The following is a 24,388-nucleotide window of genomic DNA, read 5'->3' on the forward strand; positions in this document are numbered from 1 at the left end:
TGGTCGCGGCTGACTATTGTCCGCTCATCGCAAGCGGGAGAGATCGCAAATGACCACGTTCCGGACACTCGACGACATCGACGCCAAGGGCAGGAAGGTGCTCGTGCGGGTCGACCTCAACGTGCCCGTCAAGGACGGCAAGGTCACCGACGCGACCCGTATCGAGCGGGCCGGAACGACGATCGCCGAACTTTGCGACAAGGGCGCGAAAGTCATCCTGCTGTCGCATTTCGGCCGGCCCAAGGGACAGCCGGTAGAGGAATTCTCGCTGCGTCCGATCGCATGGGCCGCGGAAACCGCGCTCGACCGTCACGTCCGCTTTGCGGGAGATTGCGTGGGCGAGGCGGCCGAAAGCGCGATCGCGAAGATGAAGGAGGGCGACGTTCTCCTTCTGGAAAACACCCGCTTCCATGCGGGGGAGGAGGCCAACGATCCCGATTTCGCCAGGGCGCTGGCCGCCAATGGCGATTTCTATGTCAACGACGCCTTTTCCGCCGCCCACCGCGCCCACGCCTCGACCGAGGGCATCGCGCATGTTCTGCCGGCTTATGTCGGGCGCGCGATGCAGGCCGAACTCGACGCCCTCGACAAGGGGTTGGGCAACCCCACGCGCCCCGTCGTCGCGATCGTCGGCGGGGCCAAGGTCTCGACCAAGATCGACCTGCTGATGAATCTGGTGAGGCGGGTCGATGCGCTGGTCATCGGCGGCGGCATGGCCAACACGTTCCTCGCCGCGCGCGGGACCGATGTCGGCAAGTCGCTGTGCGAGCACGATCTTGCCGATACCGCCAAGCAGATCATGATCGAGGCGGCGACGGCGGGCTGCGCCATCGTGCTGCCGGTGGACGCGGTGGTCGCGGCCGAGTTCAAGGCGGGTGCCGCCAACGAGGTCGTCGCCATCGACGCGGTGCCCGCCGACAGGATGATCCTCGATCTCGGGCCGAAATCCATCGAGGCCGTCGGCCAGTGGATCGACCGCGCCAAGACGCTCGTCTGGAACGGACCGCTCGGCGCCTTCGAGATCGCCCCCTTCGACAAGGCAACGGTGGCGGCTGCCAAACATGCCGCGCACTGCACGCGGGACGGGCGGCTGACGTCGATCGCCGGCGGCGGCGACACGGTGGCGGCTCTCAACCATGCCGGCGTGGCGGCGGATTTCACCTATGTCTCCACGGCCGGCGGCGCCTTCCTGGAATGGATGGAAGGCAAGGAACTGCCCGGCGTTAAGGCGCTGGAGCGCTAAACTTCGGATTTTGCGACATTAATCGATTCGACTGGCGCGGCCGAAGTTCCGTTTTCGCGCGCCTTCTGCTATGCGCGGGTCAATGTTTTTCCGGAGGTAGATGATGAGCGAACACCGCGATGCCATGGCCGCGCAGGCTGCAAACAAGGACGGCTTCATCGCCGCGCTGGATCAGTCGGGCGGCTCGACGCCCAAGGCGCTGAAGCTTTACGGCGTCGAGGAAGGCGCCTGGTCCAACGAGGCGGAGATGTTCGACCTCATCCACCAGATGCGGGCCCGCATCATCAAGTCGCCCGCCTTCACCGGCGACAAGGTGATGGGCGCGATCCTGTTCGAGCAGACCATGGACCGCGACATCGACGGCACGCCGACCGCCGAATATCTCTGGGAGAAGCGCGGCGTCGTGCCCTTCCTCAAGGTCGACAAGGGCCTGGCCGACGAGACCGACGGCGTCAAGCTGATGAAGCCGATGCCCGATCTCGATGCGCTCCTGAAACGCGCCGTTGCCAAGGGCGTCTTCGGCACCAAGATGCGCTCGGTGATCGACGCCGCCAATGCGAAGGGCATCGCGGCCGTCGTCGCGCAGCAGTTCGAAGTGGGCAACCAGATCCTGGGTCACGGCCTGGTGCCGATCATCGAACCCGAGGTCACGATCTCGATTTCCGACAAGGCGGAGGCCGAGGACATCCTGCTCGCCGAAATCCGCAAGCATCTCGACAAGGTGCCGTCGGGCAAGCAGATCATGCTCAAGCTGACGCTGCCGGAGAAGGCGAATCTCTACAGGCCGCTGATCGAGGATCCGCGCGTCATGCGTGTCGTGGCACTGTCCGGCGGCTATTCTCGTGACGAAGCAAACGCCAAGCTCATGCAGAATGAAGGCATGATCGCCAGCTTCTCGCGCGCGTTGACCGAAGGCCTTTCGGCAAAACAGAGCGACGCGGAGTTCGACGCAGCCCTTGCCGAGGCGATCGATTCCATCTTCGAGGCGTCGCGCGCGCGCTGACGGCTCCGTCGATGCGGCGTTCGGCCCTTCATTTTTTCGAGCTGCGGCTGTAAACCCGGCCGCATGCTCGTCCAGTCCCTGATCTCCTGGCTCGCCTTTCCCGTCTATGTCTGGCAGGGCGTCGGCGTGCGGCTCAAGACCGAACGCATGCTGCCGGCAGAGGGCCGCGTCCTGCACCATATTCCCGGCGAGGGCGAACCCTTCAACCTCCTGGTCATCGGCGATTCGTCGGCTGCCTCGGTGGGCGTGGGGCGCACCGAGGACGGTCTTGCCGCGCGGCTGGCCGGGCTGGTGTCGGAACGCACCGGCAGGCCTGTCCAATGGCGTGCGGCCGGCTTCAACTCGGCCACAGCGGGACAGCTGCGCGATTTCGTGGTGCCCAATCTGGCGCCCGAGGACTGGACCCATGTCGTCTTGGCCGTCGGCACCAACGACATGAAGAACTTCCACACCGCCCGCCGCTTCAAGGCGGAATTCGGCGGCCTTCTCTATGCCGTTCGCGCCAAGTGGCCGGAGGCGCTGGTGCTCTGGTCCCCGGTGATCGAGATGACCCGGGTGCCCGCGCTGCCCGCCTTGCTTGCCCGGGTGCTGGAAATCAGGGCAGGCATCGTCAACCGCGTCGGCGAACGGCTCTGCGCGGAGCGCGGCGCCATCACCGCCACGCGCCTGCCGGTCGAAGACCCGCAGGCCGGATTTTCGCGCGACGGCTTCCACGCCTCGGAAGCCGGCTACGATGCCTGGGCAAGGCATCTCCTGCCGTTCGTCCTGGACGAGGCGTCGGTTACGGGCGGATCAGCACCGTCAGCATCATGATGAAGAGCGCCACGAGCGCGATCTTCCAGAAATCGCCGCGCTTTCTCAGCCCCGGCAGCCCGAGCGGCCGGATGAGATGAACGATCATGGCGCCCAGGAGGAGGAGCGCGATCACCTTCGCCAATGGATTTTGTCCCGGTTCGGGTTTCGCTTTTCCCGCACCCGCCCAGCTCGGACGAGACCTCAGCCGTTGACGATTTCGCCGCCATTGGGATGCAGGACCTGTCCGGTCATATAGGAGGCGTCCTCGCTTGCAAGGAAAATGTAGGAGGGCGCCACCTCGTCCGGCTGGCCGGCGCGGCCGAGCGGCTGGTCGGAACCGAAATCCTCGACCTTGTCCTCGGGAAAGGTGGAGGGGATGAGCGGCGTCCAGATCGGCCCGGGCGCCACCGCGTTGACCCTGATGCCACGCTCGGCCAGATTTGCCGACAGCGAGCGTGTGAAGGCGACGATGGCACCCTTGGTCGAGGCATAGTCGATCAGCCCGCCCGAGCCGCGATAGGCGGTGACGGAGGTCGAGTTCACGATCGCCGCGCCTTTCTTCATGTGCTTCAGCGCCGCCTTGGTCAGGTGGAACATGGAAAACACGTTGGTGCGGAAGGTCTTCTCGAGCTGTTCGGCCGAGATCTCGTCGAGGCTCGATTTCGGGTGCTGCTCGGCGGCATTGTTGACCAGGATGTCGAGCCCGCCGAATTCCTTCGTCACCTTTTCCACCGCCTCCTGGCACCAGGCCTCATCGCCGATGTCGCCCTTGAGCGCCAGGAACTTCACATCCTCGCGCTCGACCATCTCCTTGGTCGCATCCGCATCGCGGTCTTCCTCCAGATAGAGGATGGCGACATCCGCGCCTTCCTTCGCCATGCCGATGGCCACCGCCCGGCCGATGCCGCTGTCGCCGCCGGTGATGAGGACACGCTTGCCCTTCAGCTTGCCGCCGGCGCGGTAGTTCTTCATCGAGTCTTCGGGCTGCGGGCGCATCTCGTCGGTGCGTCCGGGCTGGCGGTCCTGATGCTGGGCGGGAATGTCGGTCATGGGATGGCTCCTTTTTCGGCCCTCAAACGTCCGGCAGGGCCCGGGTGTTCCGACTTTCGTCCGGTGGACAGGCGGCCCGCGATGGCTATTGAATTGTCGGGAAGTGGGAGGAGGATCACCATGAATTCGCGCTATCATGAGGTCTATGCCGGCTGGCAGCAGGACGGGGACGCATTCTGGGCCGAGGCCGCGGCCGGGATCGACTGGTTCACCCCCTTCGACAGGGTCTTCGACCCCGACCAGGGCGTCTATGGCCGCTGGTTTGTCGGCGCCACCTGCAACATGTGCCACAACGCGATCGACCGGCACGTCGCGGGCGGCCGTGCCGACCAGCTGGCCCTCGTCCACGACAGCCCGATCACCGGCACAAAGCGTTCCTTCACCTATGCCGAGCTGCTGGCCGAAGTGGAGGCGCTTGCCGCCGTGATTGCCGACCAGGGCATAGGCAAGGGCGACCGCGTCATCATCTACATGCCCATGGTGCCCGAGGCCGTCTTCGCCATGCTGGCCTGCGCGAGGCTCGGGGCCATCCACTCGGTCGTGTTCGGCGGTTTCGCGGCCAAGGAACTGGCGACCCGCATCGACGATGCCACGCCCGATTTGATCATCTCCGCCTCCTGCGGCATCGAACCGGGCCGCGTGGTGTCCTACAAGCCGCTCTTGGACGGTGCCATCGCGATGGCCCGGCACAAGGTCGCAAGCTGCATCGTCGTGCAGCGCGAGCAGCAGCGCTGCGACCTCGTGGAAGGCCGCGACATCGATTACGCGCAGGCCGTCGCCGCGGCGAAATCGGCCCACCGCAAGGTTGCCTGCGAGCCGGTCGCCGCCACCGACCCGCTCTACATTCTCTACACCTCCGGCACCACCGGCCAGCCCAAGGGCGTAGTGCGCGACACGGGCGGCCACATGGTGGCGCTCAAATGGTCGATGAAGAACCAGTTCGGCATCGACCCGGGCGAAGTGTTCTGGGCGGCCTCCGATGTCGGCTGGGTGGTCGGACATTCCTACATCGTCTACGCGCCCCTCCTGCATGGCTGCACCACGATCCTGTTCGAGGGCAAGCCGGTCGGCACGCCCGATGCCGGCACGTTCTGGCGGGTCATCGCCGAGCACGAGGTAGCCGCTCTCTTCACCGCGCCGACCGCCTTCCGCGCCATCAAGGGGCAGGATCCGAAGGGCGAATTCGTCGGCAATTATGATCTGTCGCGGTTCCGCACGCTGTTCCTGGCCGGCGAACGCGCCGATCCCGAGACGATCCGCTGGGCGGAGGACAGGCTGAAGGTGCCGGTCATCGACCATTGGTGGCAGACCGAGACCGGCTCGCCGATCTCCAACAACCCGGTCGGGCTCGGCATGCTGCCGGTCAAACACGGCTCGCCGGGCGTGCCGATGCCCGGCTACGACATGGCGATTCTGGACGATGCCGGCCACGAGGTGGCGCCCGGCACGCTCGGCAATGTCGTCATCCGCCTGCCGCTGCCGCCGGGCTGCCTGCCGACGCTTTGGAACGCCGACGAGCGCTTCCGCTCCGCCTATCTCTCGGAGTTCCCCGGCTGCTACAAGACGGCCGATGCCGGCTATATCGACGAAGACGGCTACCTCTTCATCATGGCGCGCACCGACGACATCATCAACGTCGCCGGCCACCGGCTCTCCACCGGCGCGATGGAGGAGGTGATCGCCGAACACCCCGACGTCGCCGAATGCGCCGTCATCGGCATGGCCGACGATCTCAAGGGACAGGTGCCCTGCGGCTTCGTGGTGCTGAACGCGGGCGTGACCCGCGACATCGCCGAGATCGAGAAGGAGGTGGTGGCGTTGGTCCGCGAGAAGATCGGCCCGGTCGCCGCCTTCAAGCTGGCGGTCGCCGTCAAGCGCCTGCCCAAGACGCGTTCCGGCAAGATCCTGCGTGCCACCATGCAGAAGATCGCCGATGGCACGGAATGGGCCATGCCCGCCACCATCGACGATCCCGCCATCCTTGAGGAGATCGGCACGGCCCTGAAGGACAAGGGCATCGGCGGATAGGTTGCGGCAGGACGCAGCCATCGGCCTTTCCTTCCCCGCGTCGATGCGCTAGACGGGCCACCCTTTCCGACCCATTCGCCCGCGGGTGCGCTTCGCGCCCTGGCGAAGCCTTGCGAGCAGCCCGCCATGACCTCCCTTCATTGTGGTGTCGATTTCGGCACCACCAATTCCACCATCGGGCTGTGCGCGCCCGGTGGCAGTCCCCGACTGATCGCGGTCGAAGGTGACCACCCGACCATCCCCTCCGCGCTGTTCTTCAGCCTCGAGGATGGCAGCGTGCATTTCGGCCGCGCGGCGGTCGCCGAATATCGCGACGGCGCCGAAGGGCGCTTCATGCGCGCGCTGAAATCGATCCTCGGCACCAGCCTGATGAAGGAGACCACCCAGGTCGGCCGCGAGCGCATGACCTTCCAGGGCCTGATCGGCCGCTTCCTCAGGCACTTGAGGGAGAGGCTGGAGGATGAGCACGGCCAGGTGCCCGAGCAGGTCGTGTTCGGACGCCCGGTCCATTTCGTCGACGACAACGAGACCGCCGACGCGACCGCCCAGGACCAGCTGCAGGCCGCCGCGCTCGCGGAAGGTTTCGCCCATGTGGAATTCCAGTTCGAGCCGGTCGCCGCCGCCATGCATGTCGAGCGCATGCTGAACCGCGAGACGCTGGCGCTGGTCGTCGACATCGGTGGCGGCACGTCGGATTTCTGCGTGCTCCGGCTCGGTCCCGACCGCGCGGCGCGCGTCGAGCGGCGCGACGACATCCTGTCGACGGCGGGCGTGCATGTCGGCGGCACCGATTTCGACCGCCAGCTGTCGATCGCGCGCATGATGCCGCATTTCGGGCTCGGCACCGGCACGGCGGATGGCAAGCGCAACCTGCCCGTCTGGTACTTCAACGACATGGCGACCTGGCACCGGATCAACCAGCTCTACACGGCCAAGAACCTGCGCGACATCCGCTCGCTGATGCGCGAGGCGGCCGAGCCCGATCTGCTTTCCCGCTACGAGCATCTCCTGATCTACCGTTCGGGCCACCGGCTTGCCGCCCAGGTGGAGGCCGCCAAGATCGATCTCAGCGACAGCGCGCAGGCCGTGATCGCCTTCGACGAGCCGGGCCTGCGGCTCGACGTGCCCGTCACCCGGCAGGAGTTCGAGGCGGCGAGCGCCGATCTCGTGGCCAGGATCGGGCGATCGATCGACGAGGCGCTGGCGCTGGCGGGCGTGTCGGCGGACGAGATCGAGACCGTGGTGCTCACCGGCGGCGGCGCGCAGGTGCCGCTGGTGCGCGCGACCGCCACCGCGCGGTTCCCGCATGCGATGATCCCCCCTTCCGACCAGTTCGGGTCCGTCGGGCTCGGGCTGGCGGTCGACGCGGCGCGGCGATTCGGCTGAACCGGGCCGTGCCGCACTGGTCAGGCACCGGGCGCGGGGCTATAACCCGCAACCTTGGACAGACAGGAGATTTCCATGGCACTGGACGGCAAATGCGCGATCGTGACGGGGGCGGCCAGCGGCATCGGCTATGCGATCGCCGAGCGGTTCCTGCGCGAGGGCGCCAAGGTCATGTTCGCCGACATCGACGTGCAGAAGGGCGAGCGCGCGGAAGCCGATCTGAAGAAGCTGGGTGACGCACGCTTCGTCAAGGCGGACGTGTCGCGGCGCCTCGACGCGCATAATCTGGTCGCCGCCGCCCTTGATTCCTTCGGCGACATCGACATCCTCGTCAACAATGCCGGCATCGTGCATGGGGCCGGTTTCCTCGACCTGAAGGAAGAGGATTTCGACCGCGTCATCGGCGTCAACCTCAAGGGCTCCTTCCTGGTCGGCCAGGCGGTGGCCCGCTACATGGTCGAGAAGGTGGAAAAAGGCGGGCCTGCGGGCGTCATCGTCAACATGTCGTCGGTCAACGCCGTCTTCGCCATCGCCAATCAGGTGCCCTATTCGATCTCCAAGGGCGGGGTCAGCCAGCTGACCAAGGTCATGGCGCTGTCGCTCGCGCCCCACGGCATCCGCGTCAACGCGATCGGCCCCGGCTCGATCATGACCGAGATGCTGGCCAGCGTGAATTCCGATCCCGCGGCGCGCAACAAGATCCTGTCGCGCACGCCGCTCGGTCGCATTGGCGAGCCCTCCGAGATCGCCTCGGTCGCCGCCTTCCTGGCCTCCGACGATGCCAGCTACATCACCGGCCAGACCATCTATGCCGATGGCGGCCGCCTGCCGCTCAACTACACGGTGGCGGTGAAGGACGAATAGCGGGAACCCTCGTGGTTCGAGGCTTCGCCTTCGGCTCCGCACCTCACCATGAGGGTTCCGGGCTGAACGTCGCCGCGCCCCACCATGAGGGTTCCGGGCTGCGCCTTCGCCCAACAGGCATGGCGCCGGCCCCCGCCGCGCCCTCATCCTGAGGTGCGGAGCGAAGCGGAGCCTCGAAGGACGAGGGCGCCCCCGCAATCTCCCCCAGAACGAAAAAGGCCGGCGTCAAGCCGGCCTTTCCGTATGTGAGATGCCAGTCGAAAGAGCCTACTCGGCCTTTTCGGCCTCGTTGTTCTCGGCAGCGGCTGCGTCGGCGGCGGCCTTCTTCTCGGCTGCCTCGGCTGCGGCCTTCTCGGCGGCCAGCGCCTGGGCGGCGGCGACCTTCTCGGCCTCGACCTTCGCCTTCTCGGCGGCGGCGGCCTGGCGCTCGGATTCGTTCAGCTTGCGGGCGCGCACGCCGGTGTTCTCGGTGATGCGGGCCGACTTGCCGCGGCGATCACGCAGGTAATAGAGCTTGGCGCGGCGAACCTTGCCACGGCGCACGATCTCGACGCCCTCGACCAGCGGCGAATAGACCGGGAACACGCGCTCCACGCCCTCGCCATAGGAAATCTTGCGGACGGTGAAATTCTCCTGCAGACCGGAGCCCGAACGCGCGATACACACGCCCTCATAGGCCTGCACGCGGGTGCGGGTGCCCTCGGTCACGCGCACCTGGACGCGAACCGTGTCGCCGGGCTGGAACTCGGGGAGCTGGCGCTGTGCTTCGATCTTGGCGGCCTGTTCGGCCTCGAGCTGACGGATGATGTCCATCGCTTTTATCCTTCTCTTGCTTTTTCGAACAGCCAGAGCGCTCGACACTCACCGCGCAGTTCTCATGACCGCTTGGCTATGTTCCCCGGAAACCCGAAGGACAGGAGCGAATAGTCCGTACTTTGTTTACGGATGGGAATTTTCCCGATTTCGTGCGCGCTCATACACCGTTTGGACGGGTTTGAGAAGGGGGGAGGGCGCGGGATGTCAGTGCGCGGATGGCGCGGGCGATCGCTACGGGCGTTTTGCTCCTGCCCCGTGGCGCATCGCCCTTGGGCGACCTCACCATGCCGCGCGGGGAATACCTGATGACCCGCACATTGTCGCGACAATTGGCGGAGTCACTCGTCTTTCAGAGATTCGGTGATCTTGCGCATGATGGCTCCCATCTGGTCGCATTCTTCGACGCTGGATTGATCCATCACCCTGTCGATCAGCGCTGTATAGATCGCCAGCGCTTCCATAAGACGTTCCTCGCCGGCCTTGGTCAGGTGCATGCGCATGATCCGCTTGTCTTGCGCGTCGCTCTCGCGGCGCAGCAGGCCCTGCTTTTCCAGTTGCGGCAGCAGCATCGTGATGTTGGAGCGGCCGACAAGCAGCCGGCGAGCCAGATCATGCTGCGACTGGCCGGGATGGCGGTAGAGGTTCATCAGAACGTCGAGCTGGCCAAGCTTCAGATTCAGCGGCGCAAGCGCGCGCGTGAGTTCGCGCACCACTGCTTTTTCTGCGCGCACAAGGGCAACCCAGTTGCGAAACCGCGGATTGTCCCAGGGAAGGGCTTGCGTATTGTTCAGCTTTGAACGATTATTGTTCATGATTGAACATTATGTGAGGTTCTTCAAAATGGCATCCATTGGCTTTTCGATCATCAGGGGCGCCTTTGCCCTTACCGGTCCAATCGCACCGCGCCTGACCGGACGCGCCGCTTTCGAGCTGTTTTGTCGTACCGCCGATCCAAAGCGGGTTTCGCCGCGAGAGGCAAGTGTGCTGGGCGAATCCGCGCCCTTTATGGCGGTGGCGCGACGGCATGTCTTGGATACGCGATCTAGCGAGGTTCTGGTTCACGAATTCGACGCGACCGCCGGCGCGGAGGCACCTACGGCCCTGGTCATCCATGGCTGGAGGTCGCGCAGCGACCATATGCGCCATATCATCGAGGGTCTGCTTGGCCGGGGCTTCCGCGTCCTGGCAGTCGATCTGCCGGGCCATGGTGGGTCGGCAGGACGCCGGCTGAACATGGCGCTTGCGGTGGCCGCGGTGGCAGCCGTGGCAGACCATTTCGGCTCGCCGCAGGTGCTGGTGGGGCATTCCTTCGGCGGGGCGGTCGCGGTCAATGCGGCCGTCGGGTCGGTGGCCGGATTTACCCCGGTTGCAGCCGAGCGGCTGGTCCTCATCGCCGCACCCAGTTCCATGCCGGCGATCTTCGACGATTTTAGCCGGTTCTTTGGTCTTGGCGCGCGGACGCAGATGGCCCTGGCCGACCAGGTCCTGCGCGTCGCTGGACGGCCACTTGAAGATTTCGTCGGCGAGATCCAGTTGCGCGATCATCCTCTCCCGACGCTCGTGGTGCACGCCCCGGACGATCGCGAGGTGGCCTTCGACAACGCCTTGCGCTTCGAGGCGGCGGGCAAGCATGTCCAGGTTCTGCGCGCGCCGGGAACAGGGCACCGTCGCATTCTGGCCGACAGTGAAGTGGTCAGCGCGGTCGCCGACTTCGCTGCGGCAAGAGAGAGTGTCGGCGCCTGAAGGCAAGGTGACGCGGCTGACCTCGCCTGAGCGCTCGCCACCCGCCGCGCAGTGCTTGCGACCGCGTGGCTCGCCGCAACCCCGAAGGACGGGAGCGCCAGGACCGTATCCTATCCGGCAAAGGGCACGGACGAGGTGCCCCGAGACCGCTTTACCCAACTTCATATTCGCCATGAAGAACTGAAATGCGGGGCGCCTAGTTTGCCTCCACGACGGTTCCTCAATTGCTTGTCATTTCATGCAGATGAGGATGTTCATGTCGTCGTTTTATTAGAAGAAAAAAGTATTTATTGATCCGAAAAGGAAAAGAAGATGCGAAGAATACTTGCAATTGCCTTCTCCCTGGTTGCATTCTCGCACGCCGCATTGAGCCAGGAAGCTGCTCAATGTGATGACTACCCGTCCACCCTCCTGCGGGACGCGCAAAATATTGGCTGTGCTGGCCCCATCGTTCCCCCCAGGGAAGGCATCCAGCCTTCAGCGATGAACAATCATACCCCGCCCAGCGGGTTTGGCGTCTCCTATGGCGCGGTCAAGCCACTGGTGGACGTGGAAAACGACCGCCTGTACTACGGCGGGCCGTAATCGACTCTCTGCACAAGCTGGTGCTGGTGCATCGATAGAAAAACGAAACCGGCCCACCGCTCCCGAGGTGAGGCCGGTCTTTTCACCCGCTGCAAATGCCGTTGCCACGATGGTGCATCAGTGGGCGCTACACGCGGCTCTCGTGGACCCAGATACTCGTCGCCAGCGATCCACCGCAAATCTACCGTTGTGTCCCTTGCGGCGCTCAAAAAAACCTCCACGCCCCCTTCAAATCTCCCCTGAAAACGTATCACACGCCTCGACCGTCCCCGCCTCCATGCCGCGTTTGAACCAGCCCACGCGCTGCGCGGAGGTGCCGTGGGTGAAGGTTTCCGGCGCCACCCGCCCCTGCGTCTGCTGTTGCAGGCGGTCGTCGCCGATGGCGCTCGCCGCGTTCATGCCGTCCTCGATGTCGCCGTCTTCCAGGATCGTGCCCTCCTGGGCAAGCGCGTGCGCCCAGATGCCGGCATAGCAGTCGGCCTGCAGTTCGACGCGCACCGATATCTCGTTGGCGGCGGCCGGCGAGCGCGCGCGCTGCGCCGTCGTGCGTTCCAGCGTCCCCGTCAGGTTCTGGACATGGTGGGCCACTTCGTGGGCGATCACATAGGCCTGCGCGAACTCGCCGGGCGCGCCAAAGCGGGTCTCGAGCTCCTGGAAGAAGGAGAGATCGAGATAGATCGTGGAATCGGCGGGACAGTAGAACGGTCCCATGGCCGCCGCGCCCAGGCCGCAGCCCGAGCGGGTCTGGTCGTCGAACAGCACCAGGCGCGGGTGGGCATATTCCCGTCCGTTTTCGTCGAAGATGCCTTCCCACACGCGTTCCGTCGTGCCGAGCACCCGCGCCACGAAGTCGCTGGCTTCCTCGTCGCGCCCGGCGACCGCGTCCGGCCGTGAAAATCCCTGGTCCACCCGCTCCCGTTGCTGTGGCGCCGTGGTTTCACCGACCAGCAGATCGAGCGGATTGACACCGAGGAACCACATCACGCCGATGAGCAGCAGCATACCGCCCAGCCCGAGGCCGCCGCCGCCGCGCCCGCCGGGCATGCGGATCGGACCGCGACCGAACCCGCCGCCAAGACCGCCCGAGCGGGCCTGGCCGCGGCGGTCCTCGACATTCCTGCTGGGTCTTTGACCGCCGAGCCGCATGGGCCTCGCCTCCTTACGGAATTCCACGCCACTGAACGTGGCTGGCAGGCGTTGGTTCCGCGGCGTGGCGAAGCCTCACCCCAGCAAATCCGGCCGTCGCTCCCGCGTCAGCTTCTCCGCCTCCTCCCGCCGCCATTTCTCGATCAGCGCGTGATTGCCGGAAATCAGCACCTCCGGGATCGTCCGCCCCTCGAATTCGGGGGGCCGGGTGTAATGCGGGTGTTCCAGCAGGCCGTCTTCAAAACTCTCGTGCGTGCCGGAGAGGGCGTTGCCCATGACGCCGGGCAGGAGGCGCACGGTGGCGTCGAGCAGCACGAGGGCGGCGATCTCGCCGCCGGACAGAATGTAGTCGCCGATCGAGACCTCCTCGAGCTGCCGCGCCTCGATCACACGCTGGTCGACACCCTCAAAACGCCCGCACAGGATCACCGCGCCCGGCCCGTCGGCCAGCTCGCGCACGCGTGCCTGGGTCAGCGGTCTGCCGCGCGGGCTCATCAGCAGGCGCGGGCGGTCATCGCCTTCCGGCGAGGCGGAATCGATGGCGCGCGCCAGTATGTCGGCGCGCATCACCATGCCGGCGCCGCCGCCGGCCGGCGTGTCGTCGACGCTCCGGTGCCGGTCGGTGGCAAAATCGCGGATCTGCACCGTCTCCAGCGACCAGGTCCCGCTCTCCAGCGCGCGCCCGGCCAGCGAAACGCCCAGCGGTCCGGGAAACATCTCCGGGTAGAGCGTCAGGACCGAGGCGCGAAAGCCGCTCATGGCGCGCCTTCCTCCCCGTCCCGCCGATCCGCGTCGTCTTCGTCGTCCACCAGGCCGGCCGCCTGGCTGTCGATCCTCATGCGGCGCTTGGAAAGCGAGATGTCGGGCACCGCGGCACGGGTGAAGGGGATCATCAGCGACTTGCCCGAACCCGGCCGGACCTCGATTATGTCGCCGGCGCCGAAATCATGGACGGCCAGCACCGTGCCGACGGCCGCGTCGTTCTCGTCGATCACCTCGAGCCCCACCAAATCGGCATGGTAGAACTCCTCCTCCTCCAGATCGTCGGGCAGCGCCGCCCGGTCGACATAGAGCTCGACGCCCGAAAGCGTTTCGGCCACGTTGCGGTCGGCCACCTCGGCGAAACGCACGATCACCACCTCCTTGGCCGGCCGCACGGTCTTGACGGTGAAGACGCGCCCGTCGCGCGCGCGCAGGGGGCCATAGTCGCCAAGCGCCGTGGGGTCGGCGGCAAAGCTCTTCACGCGCACTTCGCCCTTGATGCCATGGGCCGCGCCGATGATGGCCATCAGGATGTCGGTCTGGTTCACGTCGCTTCTCCGCCTTTTCCGGCTCTCTACAGCGCACCGCCCCACCTTACAATGCCACGGCCTTCACCCTCCGCTAAGGTCGACCGGCTAGGATGGCCGGCATGGAAGAATTCCTCGTCAATGCCCGTCCCGACCTGATTGCCGCCCGCCAGGACTGGCTGGGCGCGCTCGGCACCGAAAGGCGCCTGGCCGCGCTCACGCTCGAGGCCTATGAGCGCGACACGCGCCAGTTCTTCGCTTTCCTGACCGGGCATCTTGGCGGCGCGCCGGCGATCGCCGACATCGCCGATCTCAGGCCCGCCGACCTGCGCGCCTTCCTGGCGCACCGACGCCAGGGCGGGGCGGGGCCGCGCACGCTGGCGCGGTCGCTGGCGGCCATCCGTTCGTTTCTCGGCTTCCTCGAAAGGCGCGGCCAGGCGAGCGCGGCGGGCGCCAAGGCGCTGCGGGCGCCCAAACAGCCCAAATCCCTGCCCAAGCCGCTATCGGCGGTGGATGCGCGCAACGTCGTCTCGACTCAGGGCCAGCTGGCCGAAGAACCCTGGGTGGCGGCCCGCAACGCGGCCGTGCTGACGCTGCTTTATGGCTGCGGACTGCGCATTTCGGAAGCCTTGGGCCTCGACGGCGCCTGCTTCGCGCGCGGGCCCGAAACGAGCCTGCGCGTCACCGGCAAGGGCGGCAAGACGCGCCTTGTCCCCGTCATCCCGGCCGCCTCCAACGCCGTGGCCGCCTATCGCAAGCTCTGCCCCTTTCATCTGGGGGCGGGCTCGCCGCTCTTTCGCGGCACCAAGGGAGGTCCTCTCGCGGCGGCCATCGTCCAGCGCGAGATGAAAAAGATGCGCTCCGCGCTCGGCCTGCCGGATACGGCCACGCCGCATGCGCTGCGCCATTCCTTCGCCACCCATCTGCTCGGCCGGGGAGGGGATCTGCGCACCATCCAGGAGCTGCTTGGCCATGCCAGCCTGTCGACGACCCAGATCTATACCGGCGTCGACACGGCCCGCCTGCTGGAAATCTACGAGGCCGCCCATCCGCGTGCCTGACGGATTGTCGCGATCGGCTTAACCGTTTGGCCGTCTTCTCCTGCCATTCTGCCCGCCATGACCATGCAATTCGACATCCGCGCCGGCAAGGCCGACAGAACCCGGCTCGCCGTCTGGGCGGCCGGCATCTTCAACTGGCTGCTCGTGGCGGCGTTGCTGGCAGCCATTCTCGTCTTCGCCGGCGAGGCCAGGGCCCAGGCGGCGCCGGTCTGCACGGGCAGCGACATGGTGGCCGAGATCCGGGATGGCGATCCCGACCTCTACGCGGCGATCGCGGCCGAGGCGGCGGAGACCGAGAACGGCGACAACCTGCTGTGGCGCATCGCGCCGAGGCAGGCGGGTGGCCAGCCGTCCTTCCTGTTCGGCACGATGCACGTCACCGACCCACGCGTCGTCGACCTGCCGGGCGCTGTGCGCACGGCCTTCGAGGCGGCCGACACGGTGGTGATCGAATCGACCGACGTCATTGACCAGGCGGCGATGATGGCCGCGCTCGCGGCCAATCCCGAACTCACCATGTTCACCGATACCACGACCCTGCGCTCGCTCATTCCGGCGGAGGATGTCGAGATGGTGGAGACCCGGCTTCGCGAACGCGGCATGCCCTTGGCCAGCGTCAACCGGATGAAGCCGTGGATGGTCTCGGCCATCGTCGCGCTGCCGTCCTGCGAATTCGAGCGCAAGGCGCGCGGCGAGCCGATCCTCGATCTGATGCTGGCCGAAGATGCCCAGGCCGCCGGCAAGGAACTGGCCGGGCTGGAGACCGTCTCCGACCAGCTCGGCGCCATGGCGTCGCTGCCCCTGGAGCTCCATGTCGAGGGTCTGGTCGAGACCCTGCGTCTGGGCGACCGCGTCGACGACGTGCTGGAGACGATGATCGTGCTCTACCGCACCGAGCGCATCGGCATGTTCTGGCCCTTCTTCCGCGCCGTGCTGCCGTCGGGGGCCGACGGGCGGTCGGGTTACGCCTCCTTCGAGGAGATCATGGTCAACGCGCGCAACCGCACGATGGCGTCGGGCGCCGAGCCCTTCCTGCAAAACGGCAATGCGTTCATCGCCGTGGGTGCGTTGCATCTTCCGGGGCCGCAGGGCATCGTCGCGCTGCTGCGCGAGGCCGGATACGACGTGACGCCCGAGCCGCTCTAGCGCATCCGCACACGAAGGCGTGACTTGCCGCTAGGTCAGCATCGGCTACCTTTTTCATCGTCCTGACCAACGATGGAGATCGAACATGCCCAAGATACTGGCCATCATGGCCATTGTCGGAATGTCGTCCACAGCCGCCCTCGCTTGCCCCATGTCCGGCGGCCATTCCGCCTCGGTCGAGCGGGATGTGGTGGTGGCAAGTCTGGCGAGCGAAATCCAGGAAGTCGACAGCGCGCGGATGACGCTCATCGCGCAGACCGAGGATGAAGCGGCCGAATAGCCGATTGACCCTCCAGACCGGCGCCGTTCGCATTCCCGGGTGGCGCCGGCGGCGCTCCGCCTGCCCGTGGGGAACCTTGCAACCATGCTTCGCGTTGGGAACAAGCAACCCAAAGCATGGAGGATACCTACATGGCCGACGACAGGAGACCGGTTGATCCGGCCGCCCCCCGTTCCCCGCAAGAACCCCGCCCGGGCTTCGACCCGGTTCACCCGGCAAACGATCCCGCCATCGAACGCGATCCCGCAACCTCGCGCACCACGCGTTCCACCACCGTCGTGGATACCGGCGGCCGCGGCAGCGGCACGATGGTGGCGGTCGTCATCGCCGTTATTGCCATCATCGCGGCGATCGTGGCGATGAATTGGGACTGGGGTAGTCCGCAGGCCACGACCGCTCCCGCCAACCCGGCTGCGGTCGAACAGGAGACGGCGCCGGCCGCAGACGAGCCCGCGGCGACGACCGCGCCAGCGGACACCGCTCCCGCCGATACAGCCCCGGCAGGCGAGACCGCCCCGGCGGACGACACGGCTCCCGCCGACTAAGGTCGAGGCCGTTCGGACGCGGTGGCAATGTCGCCACAACAAAAAACCCCCGCGCGTGGCGCGGGGGTTTTTCCGTTTCCGGCACCCGTGTTTTGATCAGCCCTGGGGCTGCGGCTCCATTCCCGCGTCAGGTTCCTCGCCGCCCTTGCGCTTGCGGCTCTCCTTCGACTTGCCGGCCTTGGGCACGGCCGAACCGCGCGGCGTCGGCGTGTCGTCGCCCATGTCGCGGGCCGGCTTCTCGCCGCGCATGAGCTGCTGGATCTCGTCGCCCGACAGCGTTTCGTATTCCAGCAGGCCCTCGGCGATCGCCACCCACTCGGCTTTCCTCTCGGTCAGGATCTCGCGGGCCTTGGTATAGGCCTCGTCGATCAGGCGGCGCACTTCCATGTCGATCTTGCGCTGCGTCTCTTCCGACATGTTCTGCGTGCGGGCAACCGAATGGCCGAGGAAGACCTCTTCCTGGTTGTCGCCATAGGCAACCTGGCCGAGCTCGTCGGAGAAGCCCCAGCGCGTGACCATGGCGCGCGCCAGCTTGGTGGCCTGCTCGATATCGGAGGAGGCGCCCGAGGTGATGTTCTCCTTGCCGAACTTGAACTCCTCGGCGACGCGACCGCCCATCATGATCGCCAGACGCGAGATCATGTATTTGTAGCTCATGGAATAGCGGTCGCCCTCCGGCAACTGCATGACCATGCCGAGCGCGCGGCCACGCGGAATGATGGTGGCCTTGTGCAGCGGATCGGAAGCCGGCACCGTGAGCGCGACAATGGCATGTCCCGCCTCGTGATAGGCCGTCAGTTCCTTCTCCGCCTGGGTCATGGCGGTGGAGCGGCGCTCCGCACCCATCATGACCTTGTCCTTGGCGTCTTCGAATTCCTGCATCGTGACCAGGCGCTTGTTGCGGCGGGCCGCCATCAGCGCGGATTCGTTGACGAGGTTGGCGAGATCGGCACCGGAAAAGCCCGGCGTGCCGCGTGCGATTGTCTTCAGGTCGACATTGGGGGCAAGCGGCACGTTGCGCACATGCACCTTGAGGATCTTCTCGCGGCCGACGATGTCCGGGTTCGGCACCACGACCTGACGGTCGAAGCGGCCCGGACGCAGGAGCGCGGGGTCGAGAACATCGGGACGGTTGGTCGCGGCGATCAGAATGATGCCCTCATTGGCCTCGAAGCCGTCCATCTCGACGAGCAGCTGGTTCAGGGTCTGCTCGCGCTCGTCATTGCCGCCGCCGAGTCCGGCGCCACGGTGGCGACCCACCGCGTCGATCTCGTCGATGAAGATGATGCAGGGCGCGTTTTTCTTGGCCTGTTCGAACATGTCGCGCACGCGGCTGGCGCCAACGCCCACGAACATCTCGACGAAGTCCGAACCGGAGATGGTGAAGAAGGGCACATTGGCCTCGCCCGCCACGGCACGGGCGGTCAGCGTCTTGCCGGTTCCGGGCGGACCGACCAGCAGCACGCCGCGCGGGATCTTGCCGCCGAGCCGCTGGAACTTCTGCGGGTCGCGCAGGAATTCGACGATTTCCTCGAGATCCTGCTTGGCTTCATCGACGCCCGCCACGTCCGCGAAGGTCACGCGTCCATGGGCCTCGGTCAGCAGCTTCGCCTTCGACTTGCCGAAACCCATCGCGCGGCCGGATCCCGACTGCATCTGGCGCATGAAGAAGATCCACACCGCCAGGATGAGCAGCATCGGCAGCCAGGAGATCAGATAGCCGAAGATCGAATTCTGGCCTTCGGTGTCGGGCCGCGCATTGATCGTGACGTTCCGGTTCTGCAGCCGCTGCACCAGGTTCGCGTCACCGGGCGAATAGGTCTGGAAGCCGGTCGCGGAATCCGTGTAGGTGCCGGTAATGCGGTCGCCGGTGATCGTCACCGAGTTGATACGCCCGCTTTCGACCTCCTGCAGAAATTCCGAATAGGGAACCTCGCGCACCTGGCCACGCTGCTGGGGGCTCTGGAACAGATTGAACAGCGCAATCAGGAGAACGGCGATGATCGCCCACAGCGCTAGGTTGCGATAGTTAGGATTCATGTGTTTTCCCGTTGGCGCCTGACACGTCGGAAAGCGCTTGGTCCAAGCTAAAATAGGGTTCCCGAGCGGCGTTGCCAAGCCAAACCGCAAGCAACTTCTTACAAGCTTAACCGGCAATGTGTCAGGCGAAAGGCGCGGGCGGCGGCGGAGCGGTTCCCAGCACCCGGGCAAGGGCCGTCGCCAGCTCCAGATCGTAGTGCCCCAGATACTGCGCGAAGGGTGAAACGCGTCGTTCGAAAGCCGCGGTGTCGTGGCTCTCGTCAGGCCCTTCGCCCACCAGGCGCGGTTCCGCGGAAAGTGCAATGCCCACAAGATGTTCCGGCAGGTCCGTGTGGCCGCCCGTGCCTCGGGCAAGAGCTTCCTGGCCCGGCGCGGCGATCATCACTCCCGGCCGCTTCGGCGCGGTGCGGAGCCGGTGTCGCCCGTCCCACACGATGCCCTGCCTGGCGGGGATGCGCGGTAGATTGCGGCCTTCGCGCATCAGGAAAATTCCGCCACGACGCACATCCACCCGCGCACGCGACAATGTGGCGCAAAGCCCCGCCTCGCCCAGACGGGCCCGCAAACTGCGCGCTCGCGCAATATCGGGTAGGTGATCCTGACCGCCCGCGGTGGCCAGCAGACAGCGCAATGCGTAGAGCACGGCCTCGTCGTCGTCTGCCCGCAACAGCGCCGGATTGAGCCGGATCAGCCCGGGCGAGGGCATGTCGACATGGGCATCGATCAGCCTTGCGGCCCGCGCGCCCATCGCGGCGCGCAGATCGGCGGCCTTGCCCGCGGCACTCGACAAGACCGTGATATCGCCCAGCCCCGCGCGGATGCGCGGCCGCTCGTAGCGCAAGTCCACATTTGTCGGGTCGTCGATCCAGGTCAGGCCGCGCGCCGACAGATGCGCCCGCAGCTCCTGGCGGTCGAGGTCGAGCAGCGGCCTCACCAGCCAGATGCGGCCGTCGTAGAGGGTGGCCCGGGCCATGCCCGCGCCACCCCGGTCCCAGCCCGTTTTCTCCGGCCTTCCGCGTTGCGCGCGCATGGCCACCGTTTCCGCCTGGTCGTTGGCAGTGTGGCCGACGAGCACGAGGTCGGTCGCCAAGGTGTCTGCCGCCTCGGCCAGCAGCCGGTAGCGTGCCTCGCGTGCGCGGGCGATCAGCCCGCCTGCGGCCGGGTCGGCATTCTCCCAGCGCAGGGTCATGTGGCGCAGGCCGAGATTTGCACAGATCGCCGCCACCTGGCCTGCCTCGTCGGCCGCTTCCGGTCGCAGATTGTGGTCGATCGTCACCGCGACGAGTTCAGTCGACCGGCCTGCCAGTGCCGTCGCGGCGAGGTCCAATAATGCAAGGGAGTCGCTGCCGCCGGAAACGGCTGCGATGATGGTCTTTCGCTTGTTGAAATCGATCCCGGCGAAAAGCGCGCGGGTCAAAGGCCCCAGCTCGCGGGCGGCGGCCGTCACGGCATTCAGCAGGAAGCCGCCGATTGTCCCTGGCGCACGCGCTCCATCAGGGCTTCGGATGCCTGGGGGTAGCGTCGCGAGACCTCGGCGAAGGTGGCGCAGGCGACATCGCGCTGGTTGAGGCCGCTCAGCGACACGCCCAGCTTGTAGAGCATCTCGGGGGCCTTGCGGGAATCGGGGAAGTCGCGGCTGGCGGCGAGAAAGGTCTCGGCCGCGTCGCGGTGCTTGTTCTGCGCCAGCTGCGCCTCGCCCAGCCAGAACCGGGCATCCGGCTCGTTCTCGCTGCCGGCATGCTCCTGCAGGAAACGCTGGAAGCCGGCCTCCGCCGTCGCATAGTCGCCCGACAGGATGAACTCGTAGGCGTTGCGGTAGAGGCTGTCGGGACCGTCCCCGGAAGGCGGCAGCGCCGCCACCACCGTCTCGTCGGCCGGCACGGGCTGCGAGGAAGGCAAGGCCTCGGCGGAGGGCAGGGTCTGCGCGGCCGGCGGGTTGTCGAGAACGCTCGATCCCACGACATTGCCCTGGGCGTCGAAGACGATCGTGCCGAATTCGCGGGGCGGTGCGCCGAGCTGCGCGCTGTCGCCCTGCTGCCCGTTGCCGCCCTGCTGCTGGATGATCTCCGCCGTCTGGTCGCGCGCCGGTTCCTGGCTCGGCAGTGAGCCCTGCCGGTCGAGCGAAGGCGCGCCTGAACTGCCGCCGCCACCCTGTTCGATTTCCTGGAACCGGAACTCGAAATCCTCCTGCATGCGCCGGATCTGGTCCTGCATCTGGAGTATCTGGAAGTTCAGTTCCTCGACTGTGCCGCCGAGGCGGCGCACTTGTTCCTCGAGTTCACTGACCCGGGGATCGGTCTGGGCCATGGCCGGCGCCGAAAACATCAGCGGGAAGGCCAGGGCAACAAGAAGTAGGTATCGATAACCCATGGAATTGGTCTCGCCCTGAAGCATGACGTGAAAAGACGGACCGAGTTCTCGATCCGCCGTCTCTCATATCAGGGCCGCAGAGTTCGGCCAAATTTTGTTTTCGCGCCGGAAAACCGAGCGCGGGGGCGAATTATCTGCCGCCGCGCTCGCCGGTTTCCGTCAGCTGCCGGCGCCCGAAAGCACCGTCACGCCGCGCCGGTTCTGCGACCAGCAGGAGATGTTGTCGCACACCGCCACCGGGCGCTCCTTGCCGTAGGAGATGGTGCGGATGCGGTTGCCATCGACGCCCTGGGCGATCAGGAAGTCGCGGGCCGACGCCGCACGCCTTGCACCCAGCGCAAGGTTGTATTCGCGCGTGCCGCGCTCGTCGGCATGGCCTTCCATGGTGATGGAATAGCCGCGATGCTGGTTCAGCCACTGGGCCTGGCGGCGCAGCGTCTGCTGGGCATCGGAGCGGATCACCGAAGAGTCGGTGTCGAAGAAGATGCGGTCGCCGACATTGACCGTGAAGTCCTGGGTCGAGCCGGGCGTGGCAGCACCGGCGCCGCCGGCTCCGCCCAGGCCGAGGTCGGCGGCCGTGTTGGGGGTCTGGCGGTTCGCACAACCCGCGACTGCGAGCATGGCGACGAGCGCGATGATGATGGGGGACCGGGTCATGGCTGCGATACGGCGCATAGCCGCGTCTCCTTCGAATTTGAAAGGTTTCGTTGACCGGACAGTAACCACGACGGGGTTAATGCCGATTCAAGAAACACGGTTAAGATTGTCTTGCGCGTCCTGCGAATCCGTCCCGACAAAGCAGGCTTGGTCCCGTCTTCAAGGCAAAAGGGGCACAAATGCGGCGGTCGCCGCGCCTGTGCCCCATTGTGGCGTCGCTCCGGTCACGAAGCGTTGAGTGAATATACTCAGTCGAGCAGCGGCGACCAGGCCGGATCGGAGGCAAAGTTCGGCGTCGTGATGGCCTGTTCGTTGCGGCCCGTCAGGTCGATCGTGTGCAGCCGCGGTCCCGCGGCGCCGGACGGCTCGCGGAAGAACATCAGCACGCGGCCGTTAGGCGCCCATGTCGGGCCTTCCTGCAGATGGCCCGTCGACAGGATGCGTTCGCCCGAACCGTCCGTGCGCATCACGCCGATCTGAAACTGCCCCCCGGTCTGCTTGGTGAAGGCGATGAGATCGCCGCGCGGCGACCAGACCGGCGTCGAATAGGTGCCGTCGCCGAACGAGATGCGCTGTGGGTTCGAGCCGTCGCCGTTCATGACGTAGATCTGCGTGCGCCCGCCCCGGTCGGAGGTGAACACCACCCGCTGCCCGTCCGGCGAATAGGAGGGCGAGGTGTCGATCGCGTTGGAATCGGTCAGGCGCGTGGTCGTGCGGCTTCTCAGATCCATCGCGTAGATGTTGGAATTGCCGTCCTGGCGCAGCAGGCTCATGATGATGCGCTGGCCGTCCGGCGAGAAGCGCGGGGCGAAGGTCATGCCGGGGAAATTGCCGACGAGTTCGCGCTGGCCGGTCTCGATCTGCAGCAGGTAGACCTGCGGCTGCCCGCCCTCATAGGACATGTAGGTGATTTCCTGGCGGTTGGGCGAGAAGCGCGGCGTCAGCACGATCGAGCGCCCGTCGGACAGGAAGCGGTGGTTGGCGCCGTCCTGGTCCATGATCGCCAGCCGTTTCACGCGCTGGTCCTTGGGGCCCGATTCGTCGACGAAGACGATGCGGGTGTCGAAATATCCCTGTTCGCCGGTCAGGCGCTCGTAGATCGCGTCGGAAATGATGTGCGCGATCCGGCGCCAGTTCTGGCGGTTGGTGAAGAACTGCTCGCCGATCAGCTGCTGGCCGGCAAAGGTGTCCCACAAGCGGAATTCCGCCCGCAGGCGCCCGTCCGCCTCCTGGCTGACGCGGCCGGTGACGATCGCCTGGGCGTTGATGACGCGCCAGTCCTCGAAGCGCGGCGCGACGTCGGGATTGGAGATGCGCTCGATGAAGGCACCGCGGTCGATCGGCGCGAACAGGCCGGACCGGCGCAGATTGTCTGAAATCACCTGCGAAATGTTGGCGCCAACATCGTCGGACGACAGGAAATCGGTGATCGCGACCGGGACCGGCTCGACCACGCCCTGGGTCACGTCGATCTGCAACTGCGCGCGTGCGGGAAGGGATGCTGTCAGCGCGAATGCGGCTGCCAGCAGCGCGATCGTCACGAAGCTTCGGAGTTGGGTCATCATGTTGGATTGCCTCACTGGCCCCATCGGTCCTGTTGTCAGAACATGTCGCGGGGGTCGAAGTTGAACTGGACGTCCGCCCAGGCCTCATATTTGTCAGCCGGCGCATTGTAAGGCTGGCAGCGAAGGATGGCGCGGCGCGCCGCGTCGGCTGCGGCACGCTCCGCCATGGACGCTCCGCCGCCGGCAACGACCTGAGGATTGCCCTCGAGTTCGCCGGAGCGCGACAGGCGGATGCGGATGGAAACGACGAGGTTCTCGGCTTCGGCGGCCCCGACAGGCGGGTTCCAGCAGCGCGAGACCTGGCTGCGCAGCGAATCGATCTCGTTCTGCGAAAGCGTTGCGCCGGTCGTCTGGCGACCGCCGAGAGCTGCTTCCTGGTTCGAGCGCTGCGCGCCGCCGCCCGATGGCGTGTCGCGGTTGAGCAGGGCTGCGATCTGGTCGGCGTCGAACTGCTGGTCGTCGCGGCTGGCGGCGGTTTGCTGTTCGCGGCGCGGTTCCTCGGGCTGCCGGCGCTCGGGCGTCTGTGCGGTCTGCGGGCGCGGGCGTTCGGGCCGGGCCGGGGGCGCCTGCATGCGATCCGGCAGTTCGGCGAATTCCGGTCGTGGTGCTTCGGCGGGGGCAGGCTCCGGCGTTGCCGCAACTTCCGCCTCCACGGGCTCGGCCGGGCTCGGCTCGGGGCTGGCCTCCGGGGCTTCCGCCTGGGCGGGTTCCGGCGGGGGGGGAGGCGCGGATTCCGGTTCGGGCGCAGGCTGCGGCGCGGGCTCCTCGGCGGGCGG

Annotated in this window: 25 protein-coding genes; 12 read left to right on the plus strand and 13 right to left on the minus strand. The window is 66.5% G+C overall.

All coding sequences use genetic code 11. The features are described from left to right. The first annotated feature begins 49 nt into the window (after positions 1–49). The 3 genes from pgk (at position 50) to GRZ55_RS15835 (ending at position 3,059) form a co-directional block, all read left to right on the plus strand. On the plus strand, positions 50–1,243 hold the full coding sequence (pgk, locus tag GRZ55_RS15825; RefSeq protein ID WP_169287907.1) for a phosphoglycerate kinase: 1,194 nt from the start codon (positions 50–52) through the stop codon (positions 1,241–1,243). Between the two features lie 103 nt (positions 1,244–1,346). Beyond that, on the plus strand, positions 1,347–2,246 hold the full coding sequence (locus GRZ55_RS15830) for a fructose bisphosphate aldolase (RefSeq protein WP_169287908.1): 900 nt from the start codon (positions 1,347–1,349) through the stop codon (positions 2,244–2,246). Positions 2,247–2,309: 63 nt separating this feature from the next. Next, a complete protein-coding gene (locus GRZ55_RS15835; RefSeq protein WP_169287909.1) occupies positions 2,310–3,059 on the plus strand; it encodes an SGNH/GDSL hydrolase family protein in 750 nt (249 codons plus the stop codon). Here the strand turns inward: GRZ55_RS15835 and GRZ55_RS15840 are convergent. Together GRZ55_RS15840 and GRZ55_RS15845 are read right to left on the minus strand one after the other, a co-directional pair. Continuing rightward, positions 3,028–3,183: a hypothetical protein gene (locus GRZ55_RS15840; RefSeq protein ID WP_169287910.1), complete on the minus strand. Its 156-nt coding sequence runs from the start codon at positions 3,181–3,183 to the stop codon at positions 3,028–3,030. The genes GRZ55_RS15835 and GRZ55_RS15840 overlap by 32 nt on opposite strands. A gap of 59 nt (positions 3,184–3,242) precedes the next feature. Further along, on the minus strand, positions 3,243–4,229 hold the full coding sequence (locus GRZ55_RS15845) for an SDR family oxidoreductase (protein ID WP_169287911.1): 987 nt from the start codon (positions 4,227–4,229) through the stop codon (positions 3,243–3,245). Between GRZ55_RS15845 and GRZ55_RS15850 the strand changes: the two genes are divergently transcribed. The 3 genes from GRZ55_RS15850 to GRZ55_RS15860 all read left to right on the plus strand — a co-directional run bounded on the left by GRZ55_RS15850 (position 4,212) and on the right by GRZ55_RS15860 (position 8,369). After that, entirely contained in the window at positions 4,212–6,119 is a 1,908-nt protein-coding gene (locus tag GRZ55_RS15850; RefSeq protein ID WP_169287912.1) for a propionyl-CoA synthetase, read from the plus strand. The two genes, GRZ55_RS15845 and GRZ55_RS15850, sit on opposite strands and share 18 nt — an antisense overlap. Positions 6,120–6,245: 126 nt before the next feature. Then, complete coding sequence (locus GRZ55_RS15855) at positions 6,246–7,505, plus strand: Hsp70 family protein (protein ID WP_169287913.1); 1,260 nt, start codon at positions 6,246–6,248, stop codon at positions 7,503–7,505. A 75-nt stretch (positions 7,506–7,580) separates the two neighbouring features. Then, complete coding sequence (locus GRZ55_RS15860; protein WP_169287914.1) at positions 7,581–8,369, plus strand: SDR family NAD(P)-dependent oxidoreductase; 789 nt, start codon at positions 7,581–7,583, stop codon at positions 8,367–8,369. A gap of 267 nt (positions 8,370–8,636) precedes the next feature. On the opposite strand, the gene rplS is transcribed toward GRZ55_RS15860, so the two are convergent. Beyond that, the gene (gene rplS, locus GRZ55_RS15865) at positions 8,637–9,182 is read right to left on the minus strand and encodes a 50S ribosomal protein L19 (protein ID WP_169287915.1); all 546 of its coding nucleotides are present in this window, start codon (positions 9,180–9,182) and stop codon (positions 8,637–8,639) included. A 341-nt stretch (positions 9,183–9,523) separates the two neighbouring features. Continuing rightward, on the minus strand, positions 9,524–9,976 hold the full coding sequence (locus tag GRZ55_RS15870; protein WP_169287946.1) for a MarR family winged helix-turn-helix transcriptional regulator: 453 nt from the start codon (positions 9,974–9,976) through the stop codon (positions 9,524–9,526). Between the two features lie 190 nt (positions 9,977–10,166). Between GRZ55_RS15870 and GRZ55_RS15875 the strand changes: the two genes are divergently transcribed. Next, positions 10,167–10,928, plus strand: a complete 762-nt coding sequence (locus tag GRZ55_RS15875) for an alpha/beta fold hydrolase (protein WP_368856629.1) — start codon at positions 10,167–10,169, stop codon at positions 10,926–10,928. A gap of 312 nt (positions 10,929–11,240) precedes the next feature. Then, entirely contained in the window at positions 11,241–11,513 is a 273-nt protein-coding gene (locus GRZ55_RS15880; RefSeq protein WP_169287917.1) for a hypothetical protein, read from the plus strand. 228 nt (positions 11,514–11,741) lie between these two features. Here GRZ55_RS15880 and GRZ55_RS15885 read toward each other — a convergent pair whose 3' ends face one another. The 3 genes from GRZ55_RS15885 to rimM form a co-directional block, all read right to left on the minus strand. Next, positions 11,742–12,659 carry a neutral zinc metallopeptidase gene (locus GRZ55_RS15885; RefSeq protein ID WP_169287918.1) on the minus strand — a complete coding sequence of 306 codons (918 nt, stop codon included), beginning with the start codon at positions 12,657–12,659 and terminating at the stop codon, positions 11,742–11,744. 75 nt (positions 12,660–12,734) lie between these two features. Continuing rightward, entirely contained in the window at positions 12,735–13,418 is a 684-nt protein-coding gene (trmD, locus tag GRZ55_RS15890; RefSeq protein WP_169287919.1) for a tRNA (guanosine(37)-N1)-methyltransferase TrmD, read from the minus strand. Then, positions 13,415–13,948 carry a ribosome maturation factor RimM gene (gene rimM, locus GRZ55_RS15895; RefSeq protein WP_169287947.1) on the minus strand — a complete coding sequence of 178 codons (534 nt, stop codon included), beginning with the start codon at positions 13,946–13,948 and terminating at the stop codon, positions 13,415–13,417. The genes trmD and rimM overlap by 4 nt, the downstream gene beginning before the upstream one ends. A gap of 113 nt (positions 13,949–14,061) precedes the next feature. On the opposite strand from rimM, the gene GRZ55_RS15900 reads away from it, so the two are divergent. The 4 genes from GRZ55_RS15900 (at position 14,062) to GRZ55_RS23240 (ending at position 16,980) form a co-directional block, all read left to right on the plus strand. Then, positions 14,062–15,009, plus strand: a complete 948-nt coding sequence (locus GRZ55_RS15900; RefSeq protein WP_210257367.1) for a tyrosine recombinase XerC — start codon at positions 14,062–14,064, stop codon at positions 15,007–15,009. 57 nt (positions 15,010–15,066) lie between these two features. Next, positions 15,067–16,155 carry a TraB/GumN family protein gene (locus GRZ55_RS15905; RefSeq protein ID WP_246734793.1) on the plus strand — a complete coding sequence of 363 codons (1,089 nt, stop codon included), beginning with the start codon at positions 15,067–15,069 and terminating at the stop codon, positions 16,153–16,155. An 85-nt stretch (positions 16,156–16,240) separates the two neighbouring features. Beyond that, positions 16,241–16,435 (plus strand): hypothetical protein, encoded by a 195-nt coding sequence (locus GRZ55_RS15910; protein ID WP_169287921.1) that lies wholly within the window; start codon positions 16,241–16,243, stop codon positions 16,433–16,435. 131 nt (positions 16,436–16,566) lie between these two features. Then, positions 16,567–16,980, plus strand: coding sequence for a hypothetical protein (locus GRZ55_RS23240; protein ID WP_210257368.1), 414 nt, complete (start codon positions 16,567–16,569; stop codon positions 16,978–16,980). Positions 16,981–17,076: 96 nt separating this feature from the next. Here GRZ55_RS23240 and ftsH read toward each other — a convergent pair whose 3' ends face one another. From ftsH to GRZ55_RS15945, 6 genes are all read right to left on the minus strand, one after another. Next, entirely contained in the window at positions 17,077–19,020 is a 1,944-nt protein-coding gene (gene ftsH / locus GRZ55_RS15920) for an ATP-dependent zinc metalloprotease FtsH (RefSeq protein ID WP_169287922.1), read from the minus strand. Positions 19,021–19,141: 121 nt separating this feature from the next. Continuing rightward, positions 19,142–20,467 (minus strand): tRNA lysidine(34) synthetase TilS, encoded by a 1,326-nt coding sequence (tilS, locus tag GRZ55_RS15925; RefSeq protein WP_368856630.1) that lies wholly within the window; start codon positions 20,465–20,467, stop codon positions 19,142–19,144. 5 nt (positions 20,468–20,472) lie between these two features. Further along, complete coding sequence (ybgF, locus tag GRZ55_RS15930) at positions 20,473–21,390, minus strand: tol-pal system protein YbgF (RefSeq protein ID WP_169287923.1); 918 nt, start codon at positions 21,388–21,390, stop codon at positions 20,473–20,475. Positions 21,391–21,549: 159 nt separating this feature from the next. Continuing rightward, on the minus strand, positions 21,550–22,065 hold the full coding sequence (pal, locus tag GRZ55_RS15935; protein ID WP_169287924.1) for a peptidoglycan-associated lipoprotein Pal: 516 nt from the start codon (positions 22,063–22,065) through the stop codon (positions 21,550–21,552). A 230-nt stretch (positions 22,066–22,295) separates the two neighbouring features. Next, positions 22,296–23,612: a Tol-Pal system beta propeller repeat protein TolB gene (gene tolB / locus GRZ55_RS15940; protein ID WP_169287925.1), complete on the minus strand. Its 1,317-nt coding sequence runs from the start codon at positions 23,610–23,612 to the stop codon at positions 22,296–22,298. Between the two features lie 35 nt (positions 23,613–23,647). Beyond that, positions 23,648–24,388 (minus strand): hypothetical protein (locus tag GRZ55_RS15945; RefSeq protein ID WP_169287926.1); only part of this gene is annotated, 741 nt, incomplete at its 5' end.

This window comes from Chelativorans sp. ZYF759 (assembly GCF_012911015.1).
Lineage (GTDB): Bacteria > Pseudomonadota > Alphaproteobacteria > Rhizobiales > Rhizobiaceae > ZYF759.